The organism is Amycolatopsis orientalis, assembly GCF_000943515.2.
Taxonomy (GTDB): domain Bacteria; phylum Actinomycetota; class Actinomycetes; order Mycobacteriales; family Pseudonocardiaceae; genus Amycolatopsis; species Amycolatopsis orientalis.
In genome coordinates, this window is the sequence record NZ_CP016174.1 from 8,259,442 (window position 1) to 8,285,054 (window position 25,613).

General features: G+C 67.6%; 29 protein-coding genes. 13 read left to right on the forward strand and 16 right to left on the reverse strand.

Going from position 1 to position 25,613, the window contains the following annotated elements; all coding sequences use genetic code 11:
- Positions 1-138: 138 nt before the first annotated feature.
- The 4 genes from SD37_RS35770 to SD37_RS42900 form a co-directional block, all read right to left on the reverse strand.
- Positions 139-768, reverse strand: coding sequence for a MarC family protein (locus SD37_RS35770; protein ID WP_044854651.1), 630 nt, complete (start codon positions 766-768; stop codon positions 139-141).
- Positions 765-1,628 carry a PHP domain-containing protein gene (locus SD37_RS35775; RefSeq protein ID WP_044854650.1) on the reverse strand — a complete coding sequence of 288 codons (864 nt, stop codon included), beginning with the start codon at positions 1,626-1,628 and terminating at the stop codon, positions 765-767. Before SD37_RS35775 ends, SD37_RS35770 begins: the two co-directional genes overlap by 4 nt.
- Before the next feature lie 176 nt (positions 1,629-1,804).
- The gene (locus SD37_RS35780; protein WP_044854649.1) at positions 1,805-2,365 is read right to left on the reverse strand and encodes a PH domain-containing protein; all 561 of its coding nucleotides are present in this window, start codon (positions 2,363-2,365) and stop codon (positions 1,805-1,807) included.
- Between the two features lie 23 nt (positions 2,366-2,388).
- Positions 2,389-2,550: a hypothetical protein gene (locus SD37_RS42900; protein WP_162835886.1), complete on the reverse strand. Its 162-nt coding sequence runs from the start codon at positions 2,548-2,550 to the stop codon at positions 2,389-2,391.
- Positions 2,551-2,736: 186 nt separating this feature from the next.
- Between SD37_RS42900 and SD37_RS35785 the strand changes: the two genes are divergently transcribed.
- Positions 2,737-3,177, forward strand: coding sequence for an NUDIX hydrolase (locus SD37_RS35785; protein WP_044854648.1), 441 nt, complete (start codon positions 2,737-2,739; stop codon positions 3,175-3,177).
- A 150-nt stretch (positions 3,178-3,327) separates the two neighbouring features.
- Here the strand turns inward: SD37_RS35785 and SD37_RS35790 are convergent, their stop codons facing one another.
- Positions 3,328-4,434: a DUF2332 domain-containing protein gene (locus SD37_RS35790; protein ID WP_044854647.1), complete on the reverse strand. Its 1,107-nt coding sequence runs from the start codon at positions 4,432-4,434 to the stop codon at positions 3,328-3,330.
- A gap of 31 nt (positions 4,435-4,465) precedes the next feature.
- Positions 4,466-4,969 carry a MaoC family dehydratase gene (locus SD37_RS35795; protein WP_007031798.1) on the reverse strand — a complete coding sequence of 168 codons (504 nt, stop codon included), beginning with the start codon at positions 4,967-4,969 and terminating at the stop codon, positions 4,466-4,468.
- 323 nt (positions 4,970-5,292) lie between these two features.
- On the opposite strand from SD37_RS35795, the gene corA reads away from it, so the two are divergent.
- The 3 genes from corA (at position 5,293) to SD37_RS35810 (ending at position 8,040) form a co-directional block, all read left to right on the forward strand.
- Positions 5,293-6,381 carry a magnesium/cobalt transporter CorA gene (corA, locus tag SD37_RS35800; protein WP_044854646.1) on the forward strand — a complete coding sequence of 363 codons (1,089 nt, stop codon included), beginning with the start codon at positions 5,293-5,295 and terminating at the stop codon, positions 6,379-6,381.
- 175 nt (positions 6,382-6,556) lie between these two features.
- Positions 6,557-7,204, forward strand: a complete 648-nt coding sequence (locus SD37_RS35805; RefSeq protein WP_044854645.1) for a metallophosphoesterase family protein — start codon at positions 6,557-6,559, stop codon at positions 7,202-7,204.
- Complete coding sequence (locus SD37_RS35810) at positions 7,201-8,040, forward strand: ParB N-terminal domain-containing protein (protein WP_044854644.1); 840 nt, start codon at positions 7,201-7,203, stop codon at positions 8,038-8,040. The genes SD37_RS35805 and SD37_RS35810 overlap by 4 nt, the downstream gene beginning before the upstream one ends.
- Before the next feature lie 75 nt (positions 8,041-8,115).
- Here the strand turns inward: SD37_RS35810 and SD37_RS35815 are convergent, their stop codons facing one another.
- Positions 8,116-9,636, reverse strand: a complete 1,521-nt coding sequence (locus SD37_RS35815; protein ID WP_044854643.1) for an MFS transporter — start codon at positions 9,634-9,636, stop codon at positions 8,116-8,118.
- A 122-nt stretch (positions 9,637-9,758) separates the two neighbouring features.
- Between SD37_RS35815 and SD37_RS35820 the strand changes: the two genes are divergently transcribed.
- Positions 9,759-10,436, forward strand: coding sequence for a TetR/AcrR family transcriptional regulator (locus tag SD37_RS35820; RefSeq protein WP_044854642.1), 678 nt, complete (start codon positions 9,759-9,761; stop codon positions 10,434-10,436).
- Between the two features lie 69 nt (positions 10,437-10,505).
- Here the strand turns inward: SD37_RS35820 and SD37_RS35825 are convergent, their stop codons facing one another.
- A complete protein-coding gene (locus tag SD37_RS35825; protein ID WP_044854641.1) occupies positions 10,506-11,432 on the reverse strand; it encodes a hypothetical protein in 927 nt (308 codons plus the stop codon).
- 200 nt (positions 11,433-11,632) lie between these two features.
- On the opposite strand from SD37_RS35825, the gene SD37_RS35830 reads away from it, so the two are divergent.
- The gene (locus tag SD37_RS35830) at positions 11,633-11,833 is read left to right on the forward strand and encodes a PspC domain-containing protein (RefSeq protein WP_063774594.1); all 201 of its coding nucleotides are present in this window, start codon (positions 11,633-11,635) and stop codon (positions 11,831-11,833) included.
- Positions 11,834-11,840: 7 nt separating this feature from the next.
- On the opposite strand, the gene SD37_RS35835 is transcribed toward SD37_RS35830, so the two are convergent.
- The 7 genes from SD37_RS35835 to SD37_RS35865 all read right to left on the reverse strand — a co-directional run bounded on the left by SD37_RS35835 (position 11,841) and on the right by SD37_RS35865 (position 19,046).
- A complete protein-coding gene (locus tag SD37_RS35835) occupies positions 11,841-12,602 on the reverse strand; it encodes an NPP1 family protein (RefSeq protein WP_044854640.1) in 762 nt (253 codons plus the stop codon).
- Between the two features lie 131 nt (positions 12,603-12,733).
- Entirely contained in the window at positions 12,734-13,915 is a 1,182-nt protein-coding gene (locus SD37_RS35840; protein ID WP_044854639.1) for an ABC transporter ATP-binding protein, read from the reverse strand.
- Positions 13,916-13,918: 3 nt separating this feature from the next.
- Positions 13,919-14,761 carry a carbohydrate ABC transporter permease gene (locus tag SD37_RS35845; protein ID WP_037316307.1) on the reverse strand — a complete coding sequence of 281 codons (843 nt, stop codon included), beginning with the start codon at positions 14,759-14,761 and terminating at the stop codon, positions 13,919-13,921.
- Positions 14,761-15,711 carry a carbohydrate ABC transporter permease gene (locus SD37_RS35850; protein WP_044854638.1) on the reverse strand — a complete coding sequence of 317 codons (951 nt, stop codon included), beginning with the start codon at positions 15,709-15,711 and terminating at the stop codon, positions 14,761-14,763. The genes SD37_RS35845 and SD37_RS35850 overlap by 1 nt, the downstream gene beginning before the upstream one ends.
- Positions 15,708-17,030, reverse strand: coding sequence for an ABC transporter substrate-binding protein (locus SD37_RS35855; protein ID WP_044854637.1), 1,323 nt, complete (start codon positions 17,028-17,030; stop codon positions 15,708-15,710). The genes SD37_RS35850 and SD37_RS35855 overlap by 4 nt, the downstream gene beginning before the upstream one ends.
- Before the next feature lie 237 nt (positions 17,031-17,267).
- The gene (locus SD37_RS35860; protein ID WP_044854636.1) at positions 17,268-17,783 is read right to left on the reverse strand and encodes a YflT domain-containing protein; all 516 of its coding nucleotides are present in this window, start codon (positions 17,781-17,783) and stop codon (positions 17,268-17,270) included.
- 60 nt (positions 17,784-17,843) lie between these two features.
- Positions 17,844-19,046: an acyl-CoA dehydrogenase family protein gene (locus SD37_RS35865; protein ID WP_044854635.1), complete on the reverse strand. Its 1,203-nt coding sequence runs from the start codon at positions 19,044-19,046 to the stop codon at positions 17,844-17,846.
- 157 nt (positions 19,047-19,203) lie between these two features.
- Between SD37_RS35865 and SD37_RS35870 the strand changes: the two genes are divergently transcribed.
- From SD37_RS35870 to SD37_RS35880, 3 genes are read left to right on the forward strand one after another with little or no spacing between them, the layout of a single operon-like run.
- The gene (locus SD37_RS35870) at positions 19,204-19,512 is read left to right on the forward strand and encodes a DUF4190 domain-containing protein (protein ID WP_044854634.1); all 309 of its coding nucleotides are present in this window, start codon (positions 19,204-19,206) and stop codon (positions 19,510-19,512) included.
- Positions 19,513-19,543: 31 nt separating this feature from the next.
- Positions 19,544-19,924 carry a DUF4190 domain-containing protein gene (locus SD37_RS35875; RefSeq protein WP_044854633.1) on the forward strand — a complete coding sequence of 127 codons (381 nt, stop codon included), beginning with the start codon at positions 19,544-19,546 and terminating at the stop codon, positions 19,922-19,924.
- Between the two features lie 49 nt (positions 19,925-19,973).
- Positions 19,974-20,603: a DUF4190 domain-containing protein gene (locus tag SD37_RS35880; RefSeq protein WP_044854632.1), complete on the forward strand. Its 630-nt coding sequence runs from the start codon at positions 19,974-19,976 to the stop codon at positions 20,601-20,603.
- A gap of 44 nt (positions 20,604-20,647) precedes the next feature.
- Here SD37_RS35880 and SD37_RS35885 read toward each other — a convergent pair whose 3' ends face one another.
- Positions 20,648-21,517: a slipin family protein gene (locus SD37_RS35885; protein ID WP_044854631.1), complete on the reverse strand. Its 870-nt coding sequence runs from the start codon at positions 21,515-21,517 to the stop codon at positions 20,648-20,650.
- Between the two features lie 88 nt (positions 21,518-21,605).
- Here SD37_RS35885 and SD37_RS35890 point away from each other — a divergent pair, with 88 nt between their 5' ends.
- The 4 genes from SD37_RS35890 to SD37_RS35905 are packed head-to-tail and all read left to right on the forward strand — an operon-like array spanning position 21,606 to position 25,538.
- Positions 21,606-22,517 carry an aminoglycoside phosphotransferase family protein gene (locus tag SD37_RS35890; protein ID WP_044854630.1) on the forward strand — a complete coding sequence of 304 codons (912 nt, stop codon included), beginning with the start codon at positions 21,606-21,608 and terminating at the stop codon, positions 22,515-22,517.
- 44 nt (positions 22,518-22,561) lie between these two features.
- A complete protein-coding gene (locus SD37_RS35895; RefSeq protein WP_044854629.1) occupies positions 22,562-23,881 on the forward strand; it encodes a magnesium transporter MgtE N-terminal domain-containing protein in 1,320 nt (439 codons plus the stop codon).
- Positions 23,874-24,383: a DUF1003 domain-containing protein gene (locus SD37_RS35900; protein ID WP_044854628.1), complete on the forward strand. Its 510-nt coding sequence runs from the start codon at positions 23,874-23,876 to the stop codon at positions 24,381-24,383. The genes SD37_RS35895 and SD37_RS35900 overlap by 8 nt, the downstream gene beginning before the upstream one ends.
- Before the next feature lie 9 nt (positions 24,384-24,392).
- Positions 24,393-25,538 carry an Mrp/NBP35 family ATP-binding protein gene (locus SD37_RS35905; protein ID WP_044854627.1) on the forward strand — a complete coding sequence of 382 codons (1,146 nt, stop codon included), beginning with the start codon at positions 24,393-24,395 and terminating at the stop codon, positions 25,536-25,538.
- Positions 25,539-25,613 lie beyond the last annotated feature (75 nt).

Consider the following 25,613-nt stretch of genomic DNA (forward strand, 5'->3'; position numbering starts at 1 on the left):
CGCACCCCCACCGACACTTTTCGAGGGGATCCCCAGGAAGGGAGCAAGGGACCTTTGCTATCGCCGGGCGCCGATCCCCGGGCGAGCGCGCGGATCGCATTTAGCCCGCTAAACGCGACGCGCCCAGGCGCGTGAAGGTCACGTGCCCGCGATGAAGCCCTTCACCGAGTTGGCCACCAGTTCGACGGCGATCGCGGCCAGCAGCAGACCGGCGATCTTCGCCAGCAGCGTGATCCCGCTTTCCTTGATCAGCCGGATGACCACGCCCGAGTACCGCATGCACAGGTACAGCACGAAGTGCACCGTCACGATCGAAAGCGCGAGGGCCGCGTACGCGCCGACGTGCCCGTCGGCCTGCCGCACGAAGACGATGGTCGCGGCGATCGCACCCGGACCGGCGAGCAGCGGCGTCCCGAGCGGCACCAGCGCGACGTTGACGTCGTCGCTCGCCGCCTCGGCCTCGCCGCCGGTCTTGCCGGTCAGCAGCTGCAAGGCGATCAGCAGCAGCAACAGCCCGCCCGCGCCCTGCAGCGCCGGGATCCCGATGCCGAGGTAGGACAGGATCGCCTGTCCCGCGACGGCGAACAGCGAGATCACCAGCAGCGACACCAGCACCGCCTGCCGCGCGGCCTTGGCGCGGAACGCCACCGACTTGCGGCCGGTGAGGCTCAGGAAAACCGGCACCGTGCCGGGCGGGTCCATGATGACGATCAGCGTGATCGTCGCGCTCATGAACAGGCGCGCGTCGAAGAAGTCCGTGATCGTCACCGGGTCACGACCTCGTACCCGGTCGACCGCGCGACGAGTTCTTCCAGCGCGGCCGGATCGGTGGTCTCGTCGCCGAGTTCGATGGTCTTGTTCGTGCCGTGGTAGTCGCTCGACCCGGTCCGCACGAGCCCCAGCTCCCCCGCCAGCCCGTGCAGCCGGACGCGGGTCTCCTCGTCGTGGTTCGGATGGTCGACCTCGACCCCGGTCAGGCCGTGTTCGGCCAGTCCGGCGAGCACGTCGACGGTGATGGTCGCGCCACGCGTGTAGGCGAAGGGATGCGCGATCACGGTGACCCCGCCCGCGTCCGCGATCATGTCGATCGCGTCCTCCACCATCGTGTCCTGCCGGGCCACGAAGTACCCGCTGCCGTTGCCGAGGTAGCTGCCGAAGGCCTCGTTCACCGACGAGACGAGTCCCGCGCGCACCAGGGCCTGCGCGAGATGCGGCCGTCCGGCCGAACCGTCTTCGGGCAGCAGCGACATGACCTCGTCGGGATCGACCGGCAAGCCGTCGGCGGCCATGCGTTCGGCCATCACGCGCAGCCGCCAGCGCCGCTCCGACCGCAGCCGGGTCTGCTCGGCGACGAGCGCGGCCGACCCGGGATCGAAGAGGTACGCGAGCAGGTGGACGCTGACGTGCCGCCCGGTCACCGGATCGACGGAGATCGTGGACAGCTCGGCACCGGGGACGAGGGAAAGTCCCGGCGGGAGTGCCTCGGCGGCCGGGGCCCAGCCGGCCGTGGTGTCGTGATCGGTGATCGCGACTACGTCGAGGCCCGCCTTCGCGGCGGCGGCGACCAGCCCGGCAGGGCTGTCGGTACCGTCGGAGGCGGTGGAGTGGGCGTGCAGGTCGATGCGCATCGACTGTATTGTTTATCGCGCTGGTCAGGGCCGCGCTACCAGGGCGCGACAAAGTGCCCTACGTCGCCTTCGCGGGTGAAGGCGCCCTGCCATCGCAGCCCTGAGGCCTGGCGGCCAAAGGCGCGCGACTCCAAGAGATCAAAAGATCTCGATCACCTCAGGAACCGGGACCTGCGCTAACCGACCTTCTTCTTGCCGCGGGCGGCACGCTGGGCCTTGATCATCGAAAAGCGCTCGGCCTGCTTCTGCTTGTCGCCGAAGACGAGTTCGGAGATCGTGTCGTAGAACTCTTCGGGCCGGGGCAGGTAATCGATGCGGTTCAGCGCCTGGATCTGACCGGCCGACTCGACCACCATCGTGCCGTAACCCATCATCCGGCCCCACGCCGAACGTTCGTAGGTGAGGTCGGTGACCTTGGTGATCGGCATCATCAGCACTTTGGTGGTGTAGACGCCGGTGGTCATCACGAACCGCTTGTCCGTGACCACCAGCCGTTCGACCCACCACTCCATCACCACGTACGCGAAGCGCAGGATGACGAGCAACGCGGCGTACCAGAGGACGTTCTGGATCACCCACGCGGCGGGCGGCAGCAGGTAGGACACCAGGACGCAGATCGCCAGGAGGGCGATCGCCTCGAAGGTGTCCCACAACAGCACAGCCCAGTGACGGCGGATCCTGATGACCCGCCGTTCGGTGTCGAGGAGATACTCGTCTGGATCGCGTGGGGCGAACATACTGGGAGAGTATCCGCCGTCCGCTAGCTGAAGACGTTGCTGACGAAGGTGATCACCGATTCGGCCGAGTCACGCAGGAACCCGATGATGTTTCCCACGAGGCCGGCGGCCTCACCTGGTTTCGCGATCACGAAGAACAGCACCAACGCGATTCCTGCGAAAGTGAGGAGCTTTTTCGCGTTCACGGCGATCAATCCTGTCTCTTACGGTGACTGACTGCGGATACTGACCATTCATTTTGTACCGCACCTTCCACCGGCGCGGGAGGGAAGTCCCGCGCTTGGGTCAGCCGGCGAGGGGAAGTGTACCGTACGGCTACTCTCCGTGTATAGGACAGTCGTTGTCAGGACGGCCGCGTCTACCATTCGGGAATGAACACCGTTTCGGGCAGCACCGTCCGCTGTGTCGGCGGCATCGTCCACGACGAACAAGGGCGGATCCTGCTGATCCGGCGCGCGAATGAACCCGGACGGGGACTGTGGTCGGTCCCCGGCGGCCGGGTCGAACCAGGCGAAACGGACGAAGCGGCCGTCATTCGCGAGATGCGCGAAGAGACCGGGCTGGACGTGACACCGGGCACATTCGTCGGCAACGTCCGGCGTGGCCCGTACGACATCCACGACTACGCCTGCTCGGTCACCGGCGGCACTCTCCGTGCCGGAGACGACGCCGACGACGCCCGCTGGATCGACGCGCGGACCTTGATCGAACTAGACGAACGCGGCCGGTTGGCCGAACTCCTGTTCGTCACTCTCCGCGACTGGGGTGTGCTGCCGACCGGGTACGCCCCGTCGTCACGACAAATGCCGTAGTCGATTTGGCAAATGACGCGTCGATAAAGCAGGTCAAGAGGTGAAAATTATCCTCGCCGATGCTTTACCGACATCTCCGGCCAGACCGCGCGCGGGGCTCGTGAGTGGTAATGACGGTTAGAACCGTCATTACCACTCACGAGGCGAGGGTCAGATCGGGAGCCAGGTCATCCGCTGTCCGTGCGGGGCCGTCCTGGCCAGCGCGCGCACGTCCGGCGTGTCGCCCTCCCACCGCACGAGCCCGAGCACGGCCGTCCCGCCGTTGGTGTCGGCCAGGTCCGCCCGGCCGGGCAGCAACGGCTCCAGCGCGGAGCCGTAGAACTCCTCGCTGACCCACCACAGCGGCCGCTTCCCGGCGAGGTCACGCAGGCGGTCGAGGAACTCCGCCCGCCGCTCCCCCAGATACGCCAGCACGTGACTGGTCAGCACGACCAGAGGAGCGTCGGCGGGCAGCGTCGCGGCGGCCGCGGCGAGATCGTCGACGGCGTCGCCGGCGATGAGTTCCGGCCGCTGCTTGGCCTGCGCGGCCGCGGCCGTGCGCAGGAGCCGGATCCGGTCCGGCTGGTCGGCCCAGACGCAGGCTTCGAGCCAGGCCAGTTCGTCCTCGTCGGTCAGGTCCACCGGGGCGCGGTCGAGCCCGGCGCGGGCGGTGACCGTCAGCTTCTTCGGCACCTTCGGCGTGACGGCACCGGGTGCGAGGTCGAGCGCGCAGTGCAGGCCGACCGCGGCCTTCGCGGGCCCGGCGGTGAGCTGCTCGCCGCCGTCGCACTGGTAGCGGTAGGCGTACTTGTCCAGGCCGAGCAGCAGGCCCGCGCTGCACCCGACCTCGAGCAGCGCGATCTTGCCGCCCGCCTCCTTGGCCGCCGCGGCGACCGCGGGGTAGAGCAGCGCGGCCCGCCGGACCTCGTTGGTCTGCGTGTACCGCGACGAGATGATCGCCCGCGCCTTGTCCGCCCGCTCCAGCAGGAACGAGCGGAACAGCGGCCATGTCTCCGAATCCACGCCGTCGAAGCCGCCGACGGACGGGTAATACCGCGAAAGCGGGTGGATCGGATCGGCCTGGATGAGGCGGTGCGCCGTCGCCATGAGCAGCGTTCCGCGTGCTTCGCCACCGCGGGCGTCGGTCAGCAGCCCGGCGACGTCGTCGTCCTCGGCCGCCTTGGCCGCCAGGTGCTCGTACAGCGGCGAAACCCCGGCCGCCTCGACCGTCGCGAACTTCCGCAGCCGGCTCTTGATCTCATCCAGCCCGATGGGCATCGACGCGCTCCTCTTCCGTTCGTGACACCCGTTATTCGTGCGGCACGGGACGGCCGGGCTGTTCACCGCCCCTGGTGTCACCGTAGGACCGTTTCGGCACCATGACCTTGCGACGGAACACACACACGATCGTGCCGTCCTGCTTGTAACCGCGGGTCTCGACGTAGACGACGCCGCGATCGTCCTTCGACTTCGACGGCGTCTTGTCCAGCACCTCGGTCTCGCCGTAGATCGTGTCGCCGTGGAAGGTCGGCTTCACGTGCTTCAGCGATTCGACCTCGAGGTTGGCGATCGCCTTGCCGGACACGTCGGGCACCGACATCCCCAGCAGCAGCGAGTAGATGTAGTTGCCGACCACGACGTTCTTGCCGAAGTCGGTGGTCTCCTCGGCGTAGTGCGCGTCGAGGTGCAGCGGATGGTGGTTCATGGTGATCAGGCAGAACAGGTGGTCGTCGTACTCGGTGACCGTTTTGCCCGGCCAGTGCTTGTAGACCGCGCCGACCTCGAACTCTTCGTAATAGCGACCGAACTGCACCCATTCCTCCTGCACGAGTAACGCGGCGTGAGCCTGGAACGACAGGCCTTCGTGTTGAGGAGTACCCTCGACCATTGGTGTCGGGTCGTCAACGCGACCAACACCACTGCGTAACCGTCCGCCGAGCCGAGGAGGTGAGGAACCCGATGTCCAGTGGCGATAGTCCGCTTCCTAGTAGTCGCAGCGTTCCCGCCTTCACATCTCGCCGGATCCCCACCTGGCAGGGCTGACGAAACCGGGAACGCTGGCCTAGCCGAGCGGCCCCCCGACCGCTTGGCCCGTCGTCTTCGCGCACAACGCACGACGTCTGCCCAGGAGATCCCATGCCTGCCATTCCCTCGCTCGGCGGCCTTCGAGGCCGGAGCAACGGTCGCGCCAAGAACGTCCCCGACCGCCCGTTGCCCGTCCCCCTTTCGGCGTATGTCGTCGACTGCGCGGTGTACGTGGAGGGCAAACGCCTGCCCGGCCGGTGGTCGCACTCCGAGGCGATCAAAGAGGTGCGCAAGCGGCACGCCGGATTCGTCTGGATCGGTCTGCACGAGCCGGACGCGGTCCAGATCCAGGGCATCGCGGACACCTTCGGCCTGCACGAGCTGGCCGTCGAGGACGCGCTCGAAGCGCACCAGCGGCCCAAGCTCGAACGCTACGACGACACGCTGTTCATGGTGCTGAAGACGGTCCGCTACGTCGAGCACGAGTCACCCGCGACGGCGAACGAGATCGTCGAGACCGGTGAGCTGATGGCGTTCCTCGGCCGCGACTTCGTGATCACCGTGCGGCACGGGAACCACTCGGGGCTCGCCCGGCTGCGCCGCGAACTCGACCAGGACCCGGAGCGGCTCGACCTCGGACCGTCCGCCGTGCTGCACGCGATCGCGGACCACGTCGTCGACCACTATCTCGACGTCACCACCGCGATCGAGTCGGACATCGACGAGATGGAGACGCACGTGTTCGCGCCGCGCTCCAAGGTGAGCGCCGAGCAGATCTACTTCATGAAACGCGAGGTGCTGGAGCTGCGGCGCGCGGTCATGCCGCTGGGCACTCCGCTGCAGCGGCTCGCCGAGGGCTACACGCGGCTGATCCCGGACGAGGTCCGGTCCTATTTCCGCGACGTCTCCGACCACCTCACCACGGTCGCGGAACGGGTCGCGAACTTCGACGAACTGCTGACCACCCTGGTGGACGCGACGCTGGCGAAGATCACGCTCCAGCAGAACACCGACATGCGCAAGATCACCGCGTGGGCGGCGATCATCGCGGTCCCGACGGCGCTCGCCGGCATCTACGGGATGAACTTCGACTACATGCCGGAACTGCACTGGCGCTTCGGCTACCCGGTGGCGATGACGGTCATCTTCGGCGTCTGCATCCTGCTCTACCGAATATTCAGGAAGAACCGCTGGCTTTGACCTTCTTCCCCTTCGGTATTTCTGGAGTTCCCCATGCCACGGATCCTGACCAACCTCAAGTTCTGGGCGCTGGCCTTCTGCGTCGTCTGGCTGGGCGTCGTGATCGCGATCATCGCCAAGGACCCCGCGTTCGCACACGGCCCGAAGTAGCGCGTCCGGCATTACGCTGGAGCGTATGAAAGCGCTGGTCGTCGCGGACGAGGTCGAAGAGCGGTTGTGGACGTCCGCCGTCCACAACCACCCGGCCGACCTCGTCATCGGCGCCGGCGACCTGCCGTACGACTACCTGGAGTTCCTGGCGGGCGCGCTCGACGTCCCGTGCGTGTTCGTCCCGGGTAACCACGATCCCGACCTGTCCGGCTACACCCGCTACGGCGGACTGTCCATGAAGGACGGTTTCCCGGCGGAGTGGCCGGGTCCGGCGGGCGGGGTGAACGCGGACGGCCGGATCGTCGACATCGGCGGGGTCCGGTTCGCCGGGCTCGGCGGTTCGGTGCGCTACAACGACGGCCCGAACCAGTGGACGCAACGCCAGCAGGCGCGGCGGGCGCGGCGGCTCGTGCGCCGGGCGCGGTTCCGCCGCTGGCGGGACGGGCGCGGCGTCGACGTCCTGCTCACCCACGCGCCGCCGCGGCACTGCGGCGACCGCGAGGATCCGCCGCACCGCGGGTTCGACTGTCTCCATCGCACGATCGAGTTGCTGCGACCGAAATGGTTGCTGCACGGGCATATCCACCCGCACGGCGAACCCGTGCCGGACCGGGTGGTCGGCGGGACCACGGTACGCAACGTGGTCGGGCACCGGATCATGGAGTTACTGTGAAGGACACCGGTTTTCCCCGTGCGGACGCGGAGCACGACTTCCTCCGCGCGCGACGACGTCAGGTGCTGTCAAGGCTGGCGAACTGGCTCCGCCGCGAGCCCGACGACGTCAACATCATGCTCCCGTTCCACGAGGTGGTCGAGGCGCTCGGCTATCTCGGCGAGCGGAGGATCGGGACGCGGGTGATCCGGCTCGATTCGATCGTCGGCAGCGTCGACCGCGGCCGCGATTTCGACCGCCGCTTCCGCCCGACGTCCGGCCGCGTGCGCGAACGCTGGGAACGCCTGGCGCTCGCGACCAGACGCGGCGAGTCGATCCCGCCGATCGAGGTGTACCGCGTCGGCGAACTGCATTTCATCATCGACGGGCACCATCGCGTTTCGGTGGCGCACGCGATGCGACTGTCCACAATAGATGCGATGGTCATCGAGGTCCGGACCAAGCTGGACCCGAGCGGGATCCGGTACCGCGGCGATCTGATCGTGAAGGACTACCGGCGGCTGTTCCTGGAGCGCGTCCCGCTTTCCGGGCAGGCGCGGGCCGCGGTGGTGTTCACCGATCCGTGGGACTACGCGCGGCTCGGCGAACATGTCGAGGCGTGGGGTTTCCGGCTGATGCAGGACGAAGGGACCTATTCGGACCGCGCGACGCTGGCGCAGCGGTGGTTCGACGAGGAGTTCGTGCCGGTGGTGGCGATGCTGCGGCAGGCGGACCTGATCGGCGACCGTACCGACGCCGAGGCGTATCTGTGGGTCGCTTGTGAGCGGTACCGGCTGATCCGGACGCACCGGTGGGACGACGAGGTCTTCGAAGCGGTGCGCTCACAGTCCCGCTGACGCGCTCCGCGAGTGTTATGAACGGGACTTTCATTGCAAAATTTGCAATGAAAGTCCCGTTCATAACATCCCCGACTACATGTGCACGGCGCCCGGGGCAGCGTTCCCGTCGGCGGATGCCGGAGCCGGGGCACCGGACCGCAGCAGCAGTCCGCAGATCACCGCCCCCGCGACGAAGATCCACCCGCCCCACACGAAAGCGGTGGTGTAACTGTGGACAGCCGCTTCGGCCGCGAGCTGCGGCGTCGGCACCTTCCCGGCCAGGAACGACGTCGCCGCGTTCCCCGCCAGCGTGCTCAGCAGCGCGGTCCCGATCGAGCCGCCGACCTGCTGTGCGGTGTTGACCGCCGCCGACGCGACACCGGCGTCGTGCGTGTCGACGCCGAAGGTCGCGACGCTCATCGCGGGCGCCATCGCGAGGCCGATGCCGACGCCCATGATCATCAGCGGGAACAGCACGCCGTTGGCGAAAGTGCTGGTGGTGTCGATGGCCGAGAGCCAGAACAGCCCCGCTCCGGCGATCAGCATTCCCAGTGACACCAACGGTTTCGCGCCGAACTTCGGCAGCAGCACGGCCGTCGCCGACGTCGCGCTCGCCATCAGGGTGGCGACCATCGGCAGGAACGCGACCCCGCTCTGCACCGGCGTGAACCCGAGGTTCAGCTGGATGTAGAAGGTGAGGAACAGGAAGATCGAGAACATCCCGATGGCGAGCAGGAACATCGCGAGGTACGAGCCGCCGCGGTCACGGTCGAGCAGGACGCGCAACGGCAGCAGCGGATGCGCGGCCCGTTGCTGGATCACCACGAACGCGGCGAGCAGCGCGACACCGACGGCGAGGAAACCCCACACCGAGATCGAGGACCACGAGTCGCGCTCGGCGTTCGCGAAGCCGTAGACCAGCGCGAAAAGACCGGCGGAGGCGGTGATCGTGCCCGGGATGTCGAGCTTCGGCCGCGGGCCGTCGCTTTCGGCGTTCTTCAGCAGCACGGCCGCGCCGGCGAACGCGATCACGGCGAAGATGATGTTGACGTACATCGACCAGCGCCAGTCGAGGTATTCGGTCAGCACGCCGCCGAGCAGCAGGCCGATCGCCGCGCCGCCACCGCCGATCGCGCCGAAGACACCGAAGGCCTTGCCGCGCTCCTTCGGGTCGGTGAAGGTCGTGGTCAGCAGCGAAAGGGCCGCCGGGGCGAGGAGAGCGCCGAAGACACCCTGCGCGGCTCGGGCGACGAGCAGCATTTCGATGCTGGTGGCGGCGCCGCCGATCGCCGAGACGACGGCGAAACCGGCGAGCCCGACCAAGAAGGCGCGTTTGCGGCCGAAGAGGTCCGCGAGCCGCCCGCCCAGCAGGAGCAGGCTGCCGAACGCGAGCGCGTAGGCGGTGACGACCCACTGCCTAGCGTCGTTCGAGAAGCCGAGGTCTTGCTGCGCGGACGGAAGCGCGATGTTCACGACGGTGGCGTCGAGCACCACCATCAGCTGCGCGAGGCCGATCACCACCAGGATCAGCCATCTTCTGGCGTGGTGCGGGTTGGTGTGCTGCGTGGCCGCGTCCCCCGGCGGCATGACGACAGCAGTGGATGACTCAGGCATACGGGCGGATTCCTCACGGATAGTGACGAAGAAGCTATGTGGAGTAGGTATCTCCCCTTCCGCCGACCAAGCTACCCGAAAAGCGGAGAAGCGTCCTCTACTTCGTTTGTTAAGCTGGACGAATGGCTCGGGACCTCGCTCCCGCCGCACCGGCGCGGCCGCTGCGGCGCGACGCTGAACTCAATCGGCAGCGCATCATCGCGGCGGCACGCGATGTCTTCGGCGAACGCGGGCTCGAAGCGACGCTCGACGACGTCGCGCATCACGCCGGCGTCGGCGTCGGCACCGTCTATCGCCGCTTCCCCAGTAAGGAACACCTGGTCGAGGCCATGTTCGTCGACCAGTTCGAGACGATCCGCGAGTTCGCCGAAGAGGCGCTTCGCGCCGAAGACCCCTGGCAGGGCTTCACCGACTTCACCTGGCGCGCGGCCGAACTCCACGCCGGTGACCGCGGGTTACGAGAGGTCATGCTGTCGAACGTCTTCGGCCACGAGCGCGTCGCCGAGGCGAAAGCACGCATGGTGCCGTTGATCACACAGCTCGTCGAGCGCGCTCAGTCGGCGGGCGCCCTCCGCGCGGACTTCGTGCCGACGGACATACCGCTGCTGCACCAGATGATCGGCTCGGTCATCGAGTTCACGCACGGTATCCAGCCCGACCTGTGGCGCCGGTGCCTCGGACTGCTGCTGGACGGCCTCCGCGCCGAGCCCGGCCGCGCGACCCCGCTGCCGCATCCGCCGCTGAACTTCGAAGCACTGGACGAGGCGATGTGCTCCTTCCGGCTGCCCAAGCTCCGCTGATCGCGTTTAGCCCGCTAAAGGCGACACGCCCGCGCGCGTCGCGTTTAGCCCGCTAAAGGCGACGCGCGCTCAAGGGAGCTTTGGGAACACCGCCACGGCGACTTCCCGCGCGGCCGCGCAGGTGGCGTCCTCCGGGGCCCCGTCGACGCCGACCACCGAGAGCATCGCCTGCTCGACCCGGTCCGGGGTGCCCGGGATCGGCCGGTGCGTGGTCACCTGGCAGAACGCGCCCGACGTGGCGACCTGGACCTGCCGCCCGCCCAGCGCCTCCGTCGCGCCCGGCGTGGTGTCCGCGCCGACCGACAGCACGAGGCTGACCTTGCCGCGGATGCAGCTGTGCCCGGACAGCGCCGGGGCCGGCTTGGTCTCCGGACCGGCGGCGGCGTCGAGTTCGTGCTGGTCGAGGAGGGCGCACGGGGCGACGCGGCCCCAGGAACGCTGGTCGAGGTTCAGCCTCCCGACCTTGCGCGCGGTGATCGCGCCCGCCGCGGTCCCGACCGTCGCGTCGGCGATCCGGCAGCGGTCGTTCTGGTCGGCCGGGTCCGCGTTGTCGGAGGTGACGACGATGGACAGGCGGATGCCGTCGGCGAAGGTCAGCAGCCGCGTGCAGGCGGTGCTCGCGTTGAACGACGACTGCTGGACGCTGAGGCCTTGCGGCAGCGGTCCGCCGTATTCGTAGGGCTGATTGTTCGGATCCTGCCCGGCCGCGATCGGGCCGGTGGTGACGGTGTAGCGATTGGCGCCCTCGACGAATTCCAGGCGGCAGAACTCGAAAGAGGTCAGCGGCGGCTTGACCGCGTTTCCGGCGCCGATCACTTTCCGCTGGTCGACCAGGCTGCAGTAATCGAGCGACGAGTATTCCCCGAGCGCCTCCGAAGCGGTCAGGGCCTCGTCGCCCGCCGTGGTCGGCGACGGCGTCGAGGCCGGATCCGGCGTGGCACAGGCCGTGGCGAGGAACAGGCCACAGAGTACTGCGATGAGTCTCTTCGGGGGCACCGGAGCAGTATCGTCAAAAGATCGCGGAACACCACCCCCTACGGGCGAAGAACACAGGGACCGGCGCGTTTCCGCAGGTGAGTTCTTTACCGTGATTTCACGCCCCTAGGGGTGCGTTTCGTTCCGCGGTGGGATGCGGTCGCGGCGCGGTGCGACGAAACTGGGTTGTACACACCGAACCGACCGAGAGGGAAGAACCCGTGACCAACCCCGTAGCCGCCCGCCTGACCCGACCGCGCCAGGGCCGCATGATCGGCGGCGTCTGCGCCGGGATCGCCAAACGCTTCGGCACCACGCCGGGCAAGGTCCGCCTCCTCGCCGTCCTGTCCTGCCTGCTGCCCGGCCCGCAGTTCATCGTCTACCTGGTGCTGTGGCTCGCCCTGCCCGAGAGCGAATACTGAGCCGGCCTCAGCCGTTGGGGTCGAATGGGATGCCCGACGGCTTGGCCTTGCTCAGATTGCCTTCGAAGGAGCCGTTCTTGATCGCCAGGCTCGCGCTGCCGAAATCGGCGCGGACGAGCGTGTCCCGGATACCGGGCGGGAACCCGTCCCAGCTGACGAGGTCCGGGTACTGCCAGGCGTTGTAGTGGTTCTCCGGCGGCTCGGTCGCGCTCGCGATGCGGAAGCAGTGGGTGCTCACGCCGTCCTTGTGATAGACGATCTTGGGGTGGGTCCCCTCCCAGGAGACCTTGGAGCGGTCGTAAGTGGAGTAGTTCCCGTGCGCGGACGTCGAAACGTAGCGGGCCTGACCCTCGCTGACCCAGACGACGACGTGCTCGATGTCGTGCCGGTGCCCGCAGCAGTCGATGCCCGGGACGGCCTGGTCCTTTTCGAAGTACAGGTCGTACAGGTAAGCGCACCAGCCGTTGTTGCACTTCGACCGCGAGTAGGAGTTGGTGTTGTCGAGGTCCGACCGGTCGCGGCACTGACCGTTGAGGGCCCCGGAGTTCTTGAGGCCGGTGGCCACCGCGCCGGTCGGCGAGATCGCGGGCGTCGGATAGCAACCGTCGGTGTCGTAGTCGAAGGCGGGCTGCCAGGTCCTGTCGGCCTCGGCCGCGTTCGACGGCAGGGCCTGTGGGGGTTCGGCCCAGGCGACGGCCGGGACGAGGGCGGTGAGGAGGACTGCTCCGATGAGACCCTGCAGGAGACGGCGTGGCAGCTTCTTCGTCAAGGCGGGCGCCCCTTCGCTCGGTTGCGGCTCGGGGCTGAGGATCCACGATCGGCCGGTGATCGTAAACCGCCGAAAGTTCTCGTGAGTGGTAATGACGGTTCTAACCGCCACTACCACTCACGAGAGGTGAGTTACTCGGTGTAGGTCAGGTTCTTGCCGCTTGCCCCGTCGAACAGCTTGATCTTGTCCGCGTCGAACCACAGCTCGACGTCTCTGTTCTCCGCCGCCGACGAGGCCGCCGAAAGGCGGGCCACGATCTGCGACTCGGAGCCGGGGACGTCCGAGGAACCGCTGTCGGCGGCGAGATCCGCGAGGTCGGACGACGACGCGACCTCCCCCTCGACCGAGAAGTGCGCGAACTTCTCCGAACCCATCGACTCGAGGACGTCGACGTGGGCGGTGAACTTCGCCCCGCCCTCGCGAGCGGAGGCTTCGATCAGCGCCGCGTCCTCGAAATGCTCCGGCCGGATGCCGACGATGACCTCACGCGGCGCGTCGGCGGCCTCGGCCAGCCGCCGCACCCGGTCGGTGAGCGGGATGTCGCCCAGCGCGCTGCGCGCCGTGCCGTTCTCCAGCGTCGCCGGCACGAAGTTCATCGACGGGCTGCCGATGAACCCGGCCACGAACAGGTTCGCCGGGTTGTCGTAGAGGAACTGCGGCGACCCGATCTGCTGCACATAGCCCCCGCGCAGCACGACGACCCGGTCGCCGAGGGTCATCGCCTCGGTCTGGTCGTGCGTGACGTAGAGCGTCGTCGTGCCCAGTTGCTTCTGGATCTTCGACACCGAGGTGCGCATCTGGCCGCGGAGCTTGGCGTCCAGATTGGACAGTGGCTCGTCCATCAGGAACGCCTTGGGGTTACGGACGATCGCGCGTCCCATCGCGACGCGCTGCCGCTGCCCACCGGAGAGGTTCGCCGGTTTGCGATCCAGATGCCCGGTCAGGTCGAGGATCTGCGCGGCTTCTTCGACCTTCGCGCGCACGATCTTGTCGTCGACCTTGGCCAGCCGCAGCGGGAACGCCATGTTCTCCCGGACGCTCATATGCGGATAGAGGGCGTAGGACTGGAACACCATCGCGATGTCACGGTCTTTCGGCGCCTTTTCGTTGACCCGCTGCCCGTCGATGCGCAGTTCGCCGGAGGTGATGTCCTCCAGTCCGGCGACCATGTTGAGCGTGGTCGACTTCCCGCAGCCGGACGGGCCGACCAGGATGATGAACTCTCCATCGGCGATCGTGATGTCCACTTCGGACACCGCGAGGGCGCCGTCGGGGTATTTCTTGGACACCTTCTCGAGAACAATTTCAGCCATGGGTCAGCCCTTCACCGCACCGGACGTCAGCCCCGCCACGATGCGACGCTGGAAGAACAACACGAACAGGATGATCGGGACGGTGATCACCACGGCGGCCGCGGCGATCGTCCCGGTGGGGTCTTCGAACTGCGAGGACCCCGTGAAGAACGACAACGCCGCCGGGACCGTCCGCGAGGCCTCGGTCGAGGTCAGCGAGATCGCGAACAGGAAGTCGTTCCAGCAGAAGATGAACACCAGGATCGCGGTGGTGAACACCCCCGGCGCCGCCAGGGGCGCGATCACCTTCCGGAACGCCTGCGCCGGGGTCGCGCCGTCCATCTTCGCCGCTTTTTCCAGCTCCCACGGGATTTCCCGGAAGAACGCGGAAAGCGTGTAGATCGACAGCGGCAGCGCGAACGTGATGTACGGCAGGATCAGCCCTGGCCAGGTGTCGAACAACCCCAGCTCACGTTCGATGTTGAACAGCGGCGTCACCAGCGACACCTGCGGGAACATCGCGATCAGCAGCGACATCCCCACCAGCAGCTGCTTGCCGGGGAAGTCCAGCCGCGCGATCGCGTACGCCGCCATCGTGCCGAGGACGACCGCGATCACCGTCGCGATGATCGCGATCCCGATCGAGTTCACCAGTGCCCGGATGAACTCCGTGGTCGCGAAGATGTCCGCGTAGTTCTGCCACGTCCACTCCGCCGGGATGAAGTTCCCGTCGTCCAAGGTCTCCTTGGTCTTGAACGAAAGCGAGATCACCCAGAGCACCGGGAACAGCGCGAACACCAGCACGACGATGTCGAGGAGGCCCCATTTGACCTTGCGGCCGGGAGTGACCGCTCCACCGATGGCCATCAGCGTTTACCCCCGTTGTCACTACCAGGCGCGGCCGTGCCGAACACCTTGATGAAGATGAACGCGATGATCGCCACCGTGAGGAAGATCAGCACCGCCATCGTCGACCCGATCCCGAGGTTCAACCCCTTGACCAGGTTGTTGTAGGTCTGCATCGACACCGACGACGTGTCCTGCGCGCCGTTGGTGAGCACGAAGATGTTGTCGAAGATGCGGAACGCGTCCAGGGTGCGGAACAGCAACGCCACCAGGATCGCCGGCTTCATCACCGGCAGCATCACCTTGGTGAACCGCTGCCACGCCGTCGCGCCGTCCATCGCCGCGGCCTTCAGCAGATCGTCCGGCACCAGCGCCAGCCCCGCCATCAGCAGCAACGCCATGAACGGCGTCGTCTTCCACACCTCGGCCAGCACGATGGCCCCGAGTGACGGCCAGTACTCGGTCAACGGCGCGCTGTCGGGGAAGAACATATTGGCCAGGTAGCCGGTGTCGGGCTTCCAGGCGTAGTACCAGGAGAACGCCGCGGCCACGGTCACGATCCCGTACGGGATCAGGGCGACCGTCCGCACGAGGCCCCGGCCGACCAGCGTCCGGTGCATGATCAGGGCGAGGCCCATCCCGAGGACCAGCTCGATCGCGACCGAAACGATGGTCAAGCCCATCGTCGTGCCGAACGCGGTCCACCAGTATTCGTTGGACAGCACCGAGATGTAGTTCTCGAGGCCGACGAACTCCTGCTGCGCCGGGAACCGGAGGTCGTAGCGCTGCAGGGAAAGCCAGATCGAGTAGACGATCGGGTATCCGGTGACGGCGATCATCACGAACGCCGCCGGGGCGCACAGCCAGAGCCCGAGTCTGCGCTCGGCCTTCTTTCCTTCGCTGAGCACGGGTTTGGTCTTCTTGCCCGGTTCGGCCTTGGTCGCCGAACCGGCGGTTTCCTGCACGGTCACGGGATCACTCCCTTCGACTGGAGCGCGTCGGCGAGCTGCTCCCGCAGCTTCTCCGCCGTCTTCTGCGGATCGATTTCAGAAGGCGGGGAAAGCACCTTCGACAACACGGTCGAAGCGTTCTGGTACGCCGGGGTCAACGGGCGCACCGCGGCGTCCTTGAGCGCGTCCAGGATCGTCTCCCGCATCGGGTACTTCGTGTCCATGCTCGGGTTGTCGTCGCCGACGGCCGCGGTCGGGTCGAGCGGGGCCGTGTCGGTGTAGAGCGATTCGAGCGTCGGCGGGACACCGTCCTTGAGCGCGGAGAACTTCTGGTTCTTCTCGTTGCGCAGGCACAGCGCGACTTCGTAGGCCTCGGCCTTGTGCTTCGAGGCCGAGCTGACCGCCAGGTTGTAGCCACCGATCGTGGTCTTGGCCGGCTTGCCCGCTTCGAACTCCGGATAGGTGGTCCACTTGAAGTGCTGCAGCTCGTTCTTCTTTTCCTTGGCGTAGGCGGCGTAGACGAACGGCCAGTTCAGTTCGAAGGCGGCGTTTCCGCGCTGGAACGCCAGGCGGACCTCGTCCTCCTTCGAGTTGGTCAGCGACGCGTCGGTGACCCCGGCCGTGGTGACCTTCTTGAGCATCTCCAGCGCCTTGACCGCGCCCGCGTCCATCACGACCGATTTGCCGTCGTCGGAAAGGATCTTGCCGCCCGCCGACTCGACGAGGGTGTTGTAGATGACGACGAGGCCTTCGTACTGCGCGCCGGTGAACACGACGTTCCCCGGTTTGCCCTGTGCCTTGAGCGCCTGACCCTGCTGGATCATCTCGTCCCAGGTCTTCGGCGGTGTCGGCGTCAGCCTGTCGTCGTACCAGAGCAACTGGACGTTGGTGTTCTTGGTCGCCGCGTAGAGTTTTCCGTTCCACGTGGCGGTTTCGAGCGGCCCCGGCAGGACTCCGGCGGTCGCCTCGGCCTTCGCCGCCCCAGTCCATTCGTCGACCCAGCCCGCTTCGGCGAACTCGGAAACCCAGGTGACGTCCAGCCCCAGTACGTCGAGCGAATCATCCCCAGCCGCCAGGCGGCGGACCATCTGTTCCCGCTGGCCGTCGGCCGGACGCGGAAGCTTGTTGTAGACGACCTCGTAGCGCCCGCCCGAGGCCTTGGTGCAATCATCCACAACGGACTGGAAGTTGTCTTCTGGCGCGTAGTAGACGTTGATCTTGAGTCCGGCAGCCGACCCGCAACCGGCCAGCAGGCTCGCCGTCAGCGCTGTCGCGCCGAGTAGCGCGCCGGCGCGGCCCGGTGAGCGGCCCCTCCGGCTCGCGCTCATCCTCTTCCCCATGAGGCCTCCTCACCCGCGCACGCCCGGGGAACGGCGGCACTAGGACGCGCTGAAGACGCCGCGCGCCAGCACCCCGACGTGCTAGTGCTCGGGCGGACACGCTGGAGTACGCGGCCGCCCGACTGGTGTTGTGCAACCTATTCCGGGCGATCACCGCCCGCAACCAGTATCGGTAACGATTCAGCGGACAGCACGGCGAACAGGTGAACCAGTACCGCCGAATGTCCGGGACCCGGATCAGGCGCTGCGGCGGCCGCCCAAGGCGAGCTGGGCGAGGAGTTCGCGGCCCTGTTCGGCCGAACGCGGCTGGCAGAGCACGTCATAGCGGCCGGCGACCAGCTGGCTCGCGGAGGAGAAGTCGCGGCGGGACATGCTGTAACTGATGGCCGCGAAGACCGTCCACGCCAGGATGCCGAGCACCAGCCCGCCGATCAAGGGCTGCCAGGCGAACCCCTGGTTGTTGAACATGCCCAGCAACAGCCCGATGATCAGGCCGAACCACGCGCCCGACACCGCGCCGGTGCCGAGCACCCGGCCCCAGCTCAGCCTGCCGACGACCCGCTCGACGAGCATCAGGTCGACGCCGACGATCGTCACGTCGGAGACCCCGAACTCCTTCTCCGCGAGGAAACCGACGGCTTGCTGTGCTTCGCCGTACGTCGCGTAGGAACCGATCGGCCAGCCGGAAGGCGGTGTCGGCAGCCTCGGCAACCCACCCGCCGCCCGGCCGCTTCCGCCAAAAGGAGCACTCACGTAATCACCTCTCGCCCGTCCTGGTCCATCTTCTCAAGGACGGGCGAAAGGCGCGAACGTTCAGGAACGGGACTTGTACTCGCGGAGCAGGCCACGGCTGATGATCGTCTTCTGGATCTCGCTGGTGCCCTCGCCGATGAGCAGGAACGGCGCCTCGCGCATGAGGCGCTCGATCTCGTACTCCTTGGAGTAGCCGTAGCCGCCGTGGATGCGGAACGAGTCCTGGGTGACCTCGGCGCAGTACTCGCTCGCGATCAGCTTGGCCATACCCGCTTCGACGTCGTTGCGCTCACCGGAGTCCTTGAGGCGGGCGGCGTTGACCATCATCAGGTGGGCGGCCTCGACCTTGGTGGCCATCTCGGCGAGTTTGAACGCCACCGCCTGGTGCTCGGCGATCGCCTTGCCGAAGGTCTTGCGCTGCTGGGCGTACTCCACGGCCAGTTCGAACGCGCGGATCGCGATGCCGCAGGCCCGCGCGGCGACGTTGACCCGGCCGACCTCGACACCGTCCATCATGTACGCGAAGCCCTTGCCCGGAGCCTCACCGAGGACCTTGTCGGCACCGATCTTGTAGCCGTCGAACACGGCTTCGGTGGTGTCGACGCCCTTGTAGCCCATCTTGTCGATCTTGCCGGGGATGGTGAGGCCGGGAGCGACCTCGCCGAAGCCCTCGGGCTTCTCGACCAGGAACGTGGTCAGGTTCTGGTGGGCCTTCTCGGCGCCCTCGTCGGTCTTGACGAGCAGCGCGATCAGGTTGGAACTGCCGCCGTTGGTGAGCCACATCTTCGAGCCGTCGATGACATAGTGAGCACCGTCGTCGTTACGCCGGGCGCGGGTCTTGATCGCGGCGACGTCGGACCCGAGATCCGGCTCGGACATCGAGAACGAGCCGCGGACCTCACCGGTCGCCATCCTCGGCAGGAAGTGCTGCTTCTGCTCCGGCGTCCCGTGTTGCTTGATCATGTGCGCCACGATGAAGTGCGTGTTGATGACGCCGGAGACGCTCATCCAGCCGCGCGCGATCTCCTCGACCACGAGCGCGTAGGTCAGCAGCGATTCGCCGAGGCCGCCGTACTCCTCCGGGATGGTGAGCCCGAACAGGCCCATCTCCTTCATCCCCTCGACGATGTCGGTGGGATAGGTGTCGGAGTGCTCGAGTTCCTGCGCGCGCGGGATGACCTCCTTGTCCACGAACTGGCGGACCGTGGCCAGGATTTCGGACTGCACGTCGGTCAAGCCGGCGGTCTGGGCGAGGCGAGCCATCGCTGCTCCTAAATTCGCGCGCACCGGGCTCCCGGCGCTGGGTTACCGGTGAGTATGACGCCTGGCGGGGGACCTCGCTATGAGCGCAGTCACGCGTACGCCATCCGTGACCATGGCACTACAGTGACAAGCCGATCACAGTCCGAGGGGGACGAACATGACTCAGCAGCCCTTCACCGGGTTCCCGCCGCAACCGCAGTACGGCTTCCCCGACCAGCGGAGCCGCGATTCCGGGATGGCGACCGCCGCCCTGATCTTCTCCCTCTTCGGGCTGATCGGACTGGTGTCCGTGATCCCGGGGATCGTGATGGGCCACGTCGCCTTCGCGAAGGCCCGGCGCGGCGAAGCGGGCGGCAAGGGGATGGCGCTGGCCGCGTTCGTCATCGGCTACCTGATCATCATCCTGTACGCCATCGCGATCCCGGTCGCGTTGAACATCGCCGCGAAACACGGGGCTTTCCGCTAGCGATACGGTCCTGAACGACGAGGGGACCGCAGTGACGAATCCACACGACCCGTACGGGCAGCAGTACCAGCCGTCCGGGCAGTTCGAGCAGCCTTACGGTCTCCAGCCGTATCAGCCGCCGCAGCAGCAGTATTACGGCCACCAGGGCTATGTGCGGCCGCCGGACCAGGGCATGGCGGTGGCGTCACTGGTGTGCTCGCTGATCGGGCTGGTCATGTGCTTCCCGGCGATCCTGGGGATCATCTTCGGGCACATCGCGCTCTCGAAGGCCAAGCGCGGCGAAGCGGGCGGCCAGGGCATGGCGCAGGCGGGGATGGTCGTCGGCTACGTCGTCACCGCGCTGTGGCTGATCCCGGTGATCCTGTGGTTCGTGTTCGTGGTGCTGGCGGTCGGTGCCGCGAGCGTCTCGTGAGCCGTCCCCGGATACGGTGGTGTCCAGCACGACTTAGGGGGCCAACCGGATGAGCAGTTCCGACTCGCAGGACACGCCGTCGACCAACGACTCGACGTCGTCCTACACCGACTCGACCGCGTTCTCGGACCCTACGTCGGCTTCGGAAACGGTGGCGAGCCCGGCATCCGCGGAGCCGCAGCAGTTCCAGCCGCCCGCGCCCTTCTCGCCGCCGCCGCCGTTCGAACCGCCCGCGCCGTTCGGGACCAAGCCCGCCGAGGACACTCCCCCGGAGCCCTACGCGCAGGCCATCGACCCGCTGACGGCCGAGCCGGTCCCGCAGCCTGCCTTCGCGGTTCCGGACTCCTCGGCTCCGGTGTACGCGCCCGTGCCCCAGTACGCGCCCGCGCCGGTTTCCTACCCGTACAACCCGTACGCGACGACGCCGGCCCGCCCGCCGCAGGACAACGGGATGGCGATCGCGGGACTGGTGTGCTCGCTCGTCGGGATCTGCTCGTGCGTGACCGTGATCGTCGGGCTGATCCTGGGGCATATCGGGCTGGCGAAGGCGAATCGCGGCGAAGCGGGCGGGCGCGGCATGGCGCTCGCGGCGGTGATCATCGCCTACGTCGTCATCGCGCTGTACGCCGGTTTCTTCGGCACCCTGTTCATCCTGAGCGTCAACGGCGAACTGGACTAGCTCTCTGACCTGCGGGAAGAGAGCAAGGGACCTTTGCTATCGCCTCAGGAGCGAGGAGCGGCGTCGTCCGGTTCCCGAGGCGCCGGCGCGACCTGACCATTAGCCTCCGAAACAGCCGAAGCGGATGAAGCCGCCGAAGCGTCCGGAGGAGGCGTCTCCCGCTTCGGAGTGTTCGCGTCGAGGAAGCGCAGCAGCTCCACCGGGAACGGCAAGACCAGCGTCGAGTTCTTCTCCGCCGAGACCTGCACGACGGTCTCCAGCAGCCGCAGCTGCAGCGCCGCCGGGGTGTCGGCCATGGTCGCGGCCGCCTGCGAAAGCTTGTACGACGCCTGCAGTTCACCGTCGGCCGAGATGACCCGCGCCCGCCGTTCGCGTTCGGCTTCGGCCTGGCGCGACATCGAGCGTTTCATCGACTCCGGCAGCGCGACGTCCTTGATCTCGACCCGGTCGATGTGAATGCCCCAGTCCAGCGCCGGGCTGTCGATCATCAGCTCCAGGCCCTCGTTGAGCCGCTCACGGTTGGACAGCAGATCGTCGAGATCGCTCTTGCCGATGATGGACCGCAACGAGGTCTGCGCGACCTGGCCGACGGCCGAGCGGTAGTCCTGCACGTTCACCGCGGCCAGCACCGGATCGATCACCTTGAAGTACACGACCGCGTCCACCCGCACGGTGACGTTGTCGCGGGTGATGCCGTCCTGCGCCGGGATCGGCATCGTGACGATCTGCATGTTGACCTTCTGCAGTCTGTCCGCGAACGGCACCAGCATCGCGAGCCCCGGCTGCCGGATGTTCGGGCGCACCCGCCCGAACCGGTACACGAGACCGCGTTCGTACTGTTTCACCACGCGAAGGCTGGCCGCGAGCCAAGCACCGCCCGCGACGGCGACCGCACTGAGAATCTCCACCACCATGGCTGCTCCCGGGGTTGTTCTCGCTGTTCACGGTACGCCCGGCGAGTCACGGAGGAAACACGGTGGACACGGCTGCCAAGGTGAGTTCGTGACCGGTTTCAAGATCCCGCCCAAGTTCCTCGACCGCGCCGCCGAACTCGGCCCCGGAGCCGCCGAGTGGCTCGATTCGCTGCCCTTCCTCGCCGAGAAGTACACCCGCAAGTGGGATCTCGACTACGACGGCGAGGCCATGCACGGTTTCGTCGGGGTCGCGCAGCCAGTCCGCCGGGCCGACGGCGGCGCCGCGATCCTCAAGCTCGGCTGGCCGCACGAGGAATCCGACGACGAGCCGCTCGCACTGTCCACTTGGGCCGGTCAGGGTGCCGTGCTGATGTACGACAACGTGCCCGAGGACGGCGTGCTGCTCCTGGAGCGGCTCGACGCCACCCGCTCACTCGAAACCGAGCCGATCCAGGAGGCCGTCGAGACCGTCGGCGCGCTCGCGCGGCGGCTGGCCGTCCCGGCGCCCGAAGCACTGCAGCGGTCCCTTCGCGAGGAAGCCGAAGAGCTGGCAAGCGAACTCGCCGAGACCTGGAGCGAACTCGGCGAGCCGTTCGACCGGAAGTACATCGACGCGGCGGTGGAAATCTGCGTGAACCTCGGGCCGGACGCCGGTGAGCTGATGGTGAACGAGGACCTGCACTTCGAGAACGTCCTGGCGGGCGAACGCGAGCCGTGGCTGGTGATCGACCCGAAGCCGCTCTCGGGCGACCTCGAGTTCGGCGCGATCTCGATCCTCTGGAACCGGGCAGGCGAGTCCACAATGGACGACAAGATCCGCTGGTTCACCGCGGCGGCGGAGGTGGACGCAGAACGCACGCGCGCGTGGACGCTCGTCCGCGCGGTGCAGAACTGGACCTGGCTTTACGAAGACCTCGCCGAGGGCACCCCGCGCGAGATCCTCGCCGAGGATCCGGCCTACGCCACCGTCCCGGAGATCGCCGCTTGGGCATTGCGGTGATCACACGAATCGTCTGGGGCCCCAGGAGCCGATAACCTTCGGGCATGGCACCCGTGAACAGGGTATTCGCAGCTCAGTTGGCCGGTTTGCCGGTTTTCGGACCCGATGGTGAATCGATCGGCAAGGTGCGGGATCTGGTGGCGGGCCTCCGGCTCGACCAGCAGCCGCCGCGGATCCTGGGCATCGTGGTCGAGCTCACGACGCGGCGCCGCGTGTTCGTGCCGATGTTGCGCGTGACCTCGATCGAGCCCACCGCCATCACGCTCGCCACCGGGTCGGTCAACATGCGCCGGTTCCATCAGCGGCCCAACGAGGTCCTGGTGGTCGGGCAGTTGTTCGACGCCTATGCCACCCTCGCCGGCTCGGAAACCCGGGTCACCGTCGTCGACGCCGCCATGGAGCCGACGCGGACCCGGGACTGGGTCCTCGCGAAACTCGCGATCCGCGAGCGGTCGAGCAGACTCGGCCTCGGCAGGCGGCGGGCGCCGATGCAGGTGCTGCCGTGGTCGGAGGTGTCCGGGCTGGGGCTCACCGACCTGACCGGGCAGACCCAGGGCGCGGCGCAGCTGCTGATGCTGTTCGACACCATGCGCCCGGCGGACGTCGCCGCCACCGTCCGGGACCTGCCGTTGAAACGACGGCACGAGGTCGCCGACGCGATGGACGACGAGCACCTCGCCGACGTCATCGAGGAGCTTCCCGAGGACGACCAGAAGGAACTGCTGGGCTACCTCGCCGAGGAACGGGCCGCCGACATCCTCGAGGCGATGAGCCCCGACGACGCCGCCGACCTGCTGGCCGAACTGGCGCCCGCCGACCAGAGCCGGTTCCTGGAGCTGATGGAACCCCAGGAGTCGGCGCCGGTGAAACGGCTGCTGGAGTACTCCTCCGACACCGCGGGCGGGTTGATGACGCCCGAACCGGTGGTGCTGACGCCGGACGCCACGGTCGCGGAGGCGCTCGCGCATATCCGCAACGCCGACCTGCCGGTGGCGCTGGCGAGCATGGTGTTCGTCTGCCGTCCGCCGACGGAGACGCCGACAGGGCGCTTCGTCGGCGTCGTCCATTTCCAGCGGCTGCTGCGCGAACCGCCCGCGGAGATGGTGGCAAGCACGGTGGACACCCAGCTGCCCGCACTGCGGCCGAACGCCACCTTGTCCGAGGTCACCCGCTACTTCGCCGCGTACAACCTCACCTGCGGCCCGGTGGTGGACGCCGAAGACCACCTGCTCGGTGCGGTCACCGTCGACGACGTGCTCGACCACCTGCTCCCGGAGGACTGGCGCGAGACCGGCCTGCACGACAGCACCGGCGAGACCACCGAAGAGACCACTGCGGAGACCGAGGAGGCCGAACGTGCCTGAACTGACGTCCGGGCGGCGGCTGGACCAGCCCCGCGGCCAAGGCCGGTTCAGGGTCAACATCGACCCGGACACGTTCGGCAGGCTCACCGAACGGGTCGCGCGGTTCCTCGGCACCGGCAAGTACCTGTTCTGGCAGACGCTGATCGTCATCATCTGGATCGTGCTGAACCTGGTGGCGGTCTCGCTGCAGTGGGACCCGTACCCGTTCATCCTGCTGAACCTGGCGTTCTCGACGCAGGCCGCCTACGCCGCGCCACTCATCCTGCTGGCACAGAACCGCCAGGACGACCGCGACCGTGTCTCCCTGGAGGAAGACCGGAACCGGGCCGAGCAGACCAAGGCGGACACCGAATACCTCGCGCGGGAGCTGGCTTCGCTGCGGATCGCGCTCGGCGAGGTCGCCACCCGCGACTTCCTGCGAGGCGAACTCGACCGCCTCCGGGAGGATCTTGATGCCAAGCCGCGCAAGGCCAAACCCGACCGTGCCCCTACCGGTACGTAACATGGACGTGTGACCAGTACGCAGCAACTCCCCAGCGTCGACGATGTCCGCACCGCGCTGAAGGCCGTGTACGACCCGGAGATCAAGAAACCGATCACCGACCTCGGCATGGTCAAGGGCGTGGAGGTGGGCTCGGACGGTGTGGTCACCGTCGGGATCTACCTGACGGTCGCCGGCTGCCCGTTGAAGGCGACGCTGACCAAGGACACGACCGACGCCGTCGCGAAGCTCCCCGGCGTCAACGACGTCCGGGTCGAGCTCGACGTGATGAACGACGAGCAACGCACGGAACTGCGAAAATCGCTGCGCGGTGACGCCGCGGAACCGGTGATCCCGTTCGCGCAGCCGGGTTCGCTGACGCGGGTCTACTGCGTCGCGTCCGGCAAGGGCGGTGTCGGCAAGTCCTCGGTGACGGTGAATCTCGCGGCGGCGATGGCCGAGCGCGGGCTCTCCGTCGGCGTGGTCGACGCGGACATCTACGGCCACTCCGTGCCGCGGATGCTGGGCGCGCGGGAGAAGCCGACCAAGGTCGACACCATGATCATGCCGCCGCAGGCGCACGGTGTGAAGGTCATCTCGATCGGCATGTTCACCCCGGGCAACGAGCCCGTCGTGTGGCGCGGGCCGATGCTGCACCGCGCGCTGCAGCAGTTCCTCGCCGACGTGTTCTGGGGCGACCTCGACATCCTGCTGCTGGACCTGCCGCCGGGCACCGGCGACATCGCGATCTCGGTGGCGCAGCTGATCCCGAACGCGGAGATCCTGGTCGTCACCACCCCGCAGCAGGCGGCCGCCGAAGTGGCCGAACGCGCGGGCGCGATCGCGCTGCAGACGCGGCAGCGGATCGCGGGCGTCATCGAGAACATGTCGTGGCTCGAAACGCCCGACGGCGGGCGGATGGAGATCTTCGGCTCCGGTGGCGGGCAGTCCGTCGCCGACTCGCTGTCGAAGTCGGTCGGCTCGCCCGTGCCGCTGCTCGGTCAGGTGCCGATGGATCCGCGCGTGGTCTCCCACGGTGACGCGGGGACGCCGATCGTGCTGGCGGAGCCGGACGCGCCGGCGGCGCTCGTGCTCAAGGAGGCGGCGAAGAAGCTGACCGTCCGGGCGCGCGGGCTGGCCGGGATGATGCTGAACGTCACTCCCGCGGGCCGCTGACCTCCGCGGCTCCCCCCGCCGATGTCATGAACGGGACTTTCATTGCAAATTTTGCAATGAAAGTCCCGTTCATAA

Coding starts and splice junctions, on each gene's coding strand:
- SD37_RS35870 (WP_044854634.1), top strand. CDS start 19,204: ATGACTCAGCAGCCCTTCACCGGGTTCCCGCCGCAACCGCAGTACGGC.
- SD37_RS35880 (WP_044854632.1), top strand. CDS start 19,974: ATGAGCAGTTCCGACTCGCAGGACACGCCGTCGACCAACGACTCGACG.
- SD37_RS35785 (WP_044854648.1), top strand. CDS start 2,737: ATGAACACCGTTTCGGGCAGCACCGTCCGCTGTGTCGGCGGCATCGTC.
- SD37_RS35855 (WP_044854637.1), bottom strand. CDS start 17,030: ATGGGGAAGAGGATGAGCGCGAGCCGGAGGGGCCGCTCACCGGGCCGC.
- SD37_RS35805 (WP_044854645.1), top strand. CDS start 6,557: ATGAAAGCGCTGGTCGTCGCGGACGAGGTCGAAGAGCGGTTGTGGACG.
- SD37_RS35790 (WP_044854647.1), bottom strand. CDS start 4,434: ATGCCCATCGGGCTGGATGAGATCAAGAGCCGGCTGCGGAAGTTCGCG.
- SD37_RS35780 (WP_044854649.1), bottom strand. CDS start 2,365: ATGTTCGCCCCACGCGATCCAGACGAGTATCTCCTCGACACCGAACGG.
- SD37_RS35840 (WP_044854639.1), bottom strand. CDS start 13,915: ATGGCTGAAATTGTTCTCGAGAAGGTGTCCAAGAAATACCCCGACGGC.
- SD37_RS35895 (WP_044854629.1), top strand. CDS start 22,562: ATGGCACCCGTGAACAGGGTATTCGCAGCTCAGTTGGCCGGTTTGCCG.
- SD37_RS35865 (WP_044854635.1), bottom strand. CDS start 19,046: ATGGCTCGCCTCGCCCAGACCGCCGGCTTGACCGACGTGCAGTCCGAA.
- SD37_RS35845 (WP_037316307.1), bottom strand. CDS start 14,761: ATGGCCATCGGTGGAGCGGTCACTCCCGGCCGCAAGGTCAAATGGGGC.
- SD37_RS35885 (WP_044854631.1), bottom strand. CDS start 21,517: ATGGTGGTGGAGATTCTCAGTGCGGTCGCCGTCGCGGGCGGTGCTTGG.
- SD37_RS35775 (WP_044854650.1), bottom strand. CDS start 1,628: ATGCGCATCGACCTGCACGCCCACTCCACCGCCTCCGACGGTACCGAC.
- corA (WP_044854646.1), top strand. CDS start 5,293: ATGCCTGCCATTCCCTCGCTCGGCGGCCTTCGAGGCCGGAGCAACGGT.
- SD37_RS35815 (WP_044854643.1), bottom strand. CDS start 9,636: ATGCCTGAGTCATCCACTGCTGTCGTCATGCCGCCGGGGGACGCGGCC.
- SD37_RS35820 (WP_044854642.1), top strand. CDS start 9,759: ATGGCTCGGGACCTCGCTCCCGCCGCACCGGCGCGGCCGCTGCGGCGC.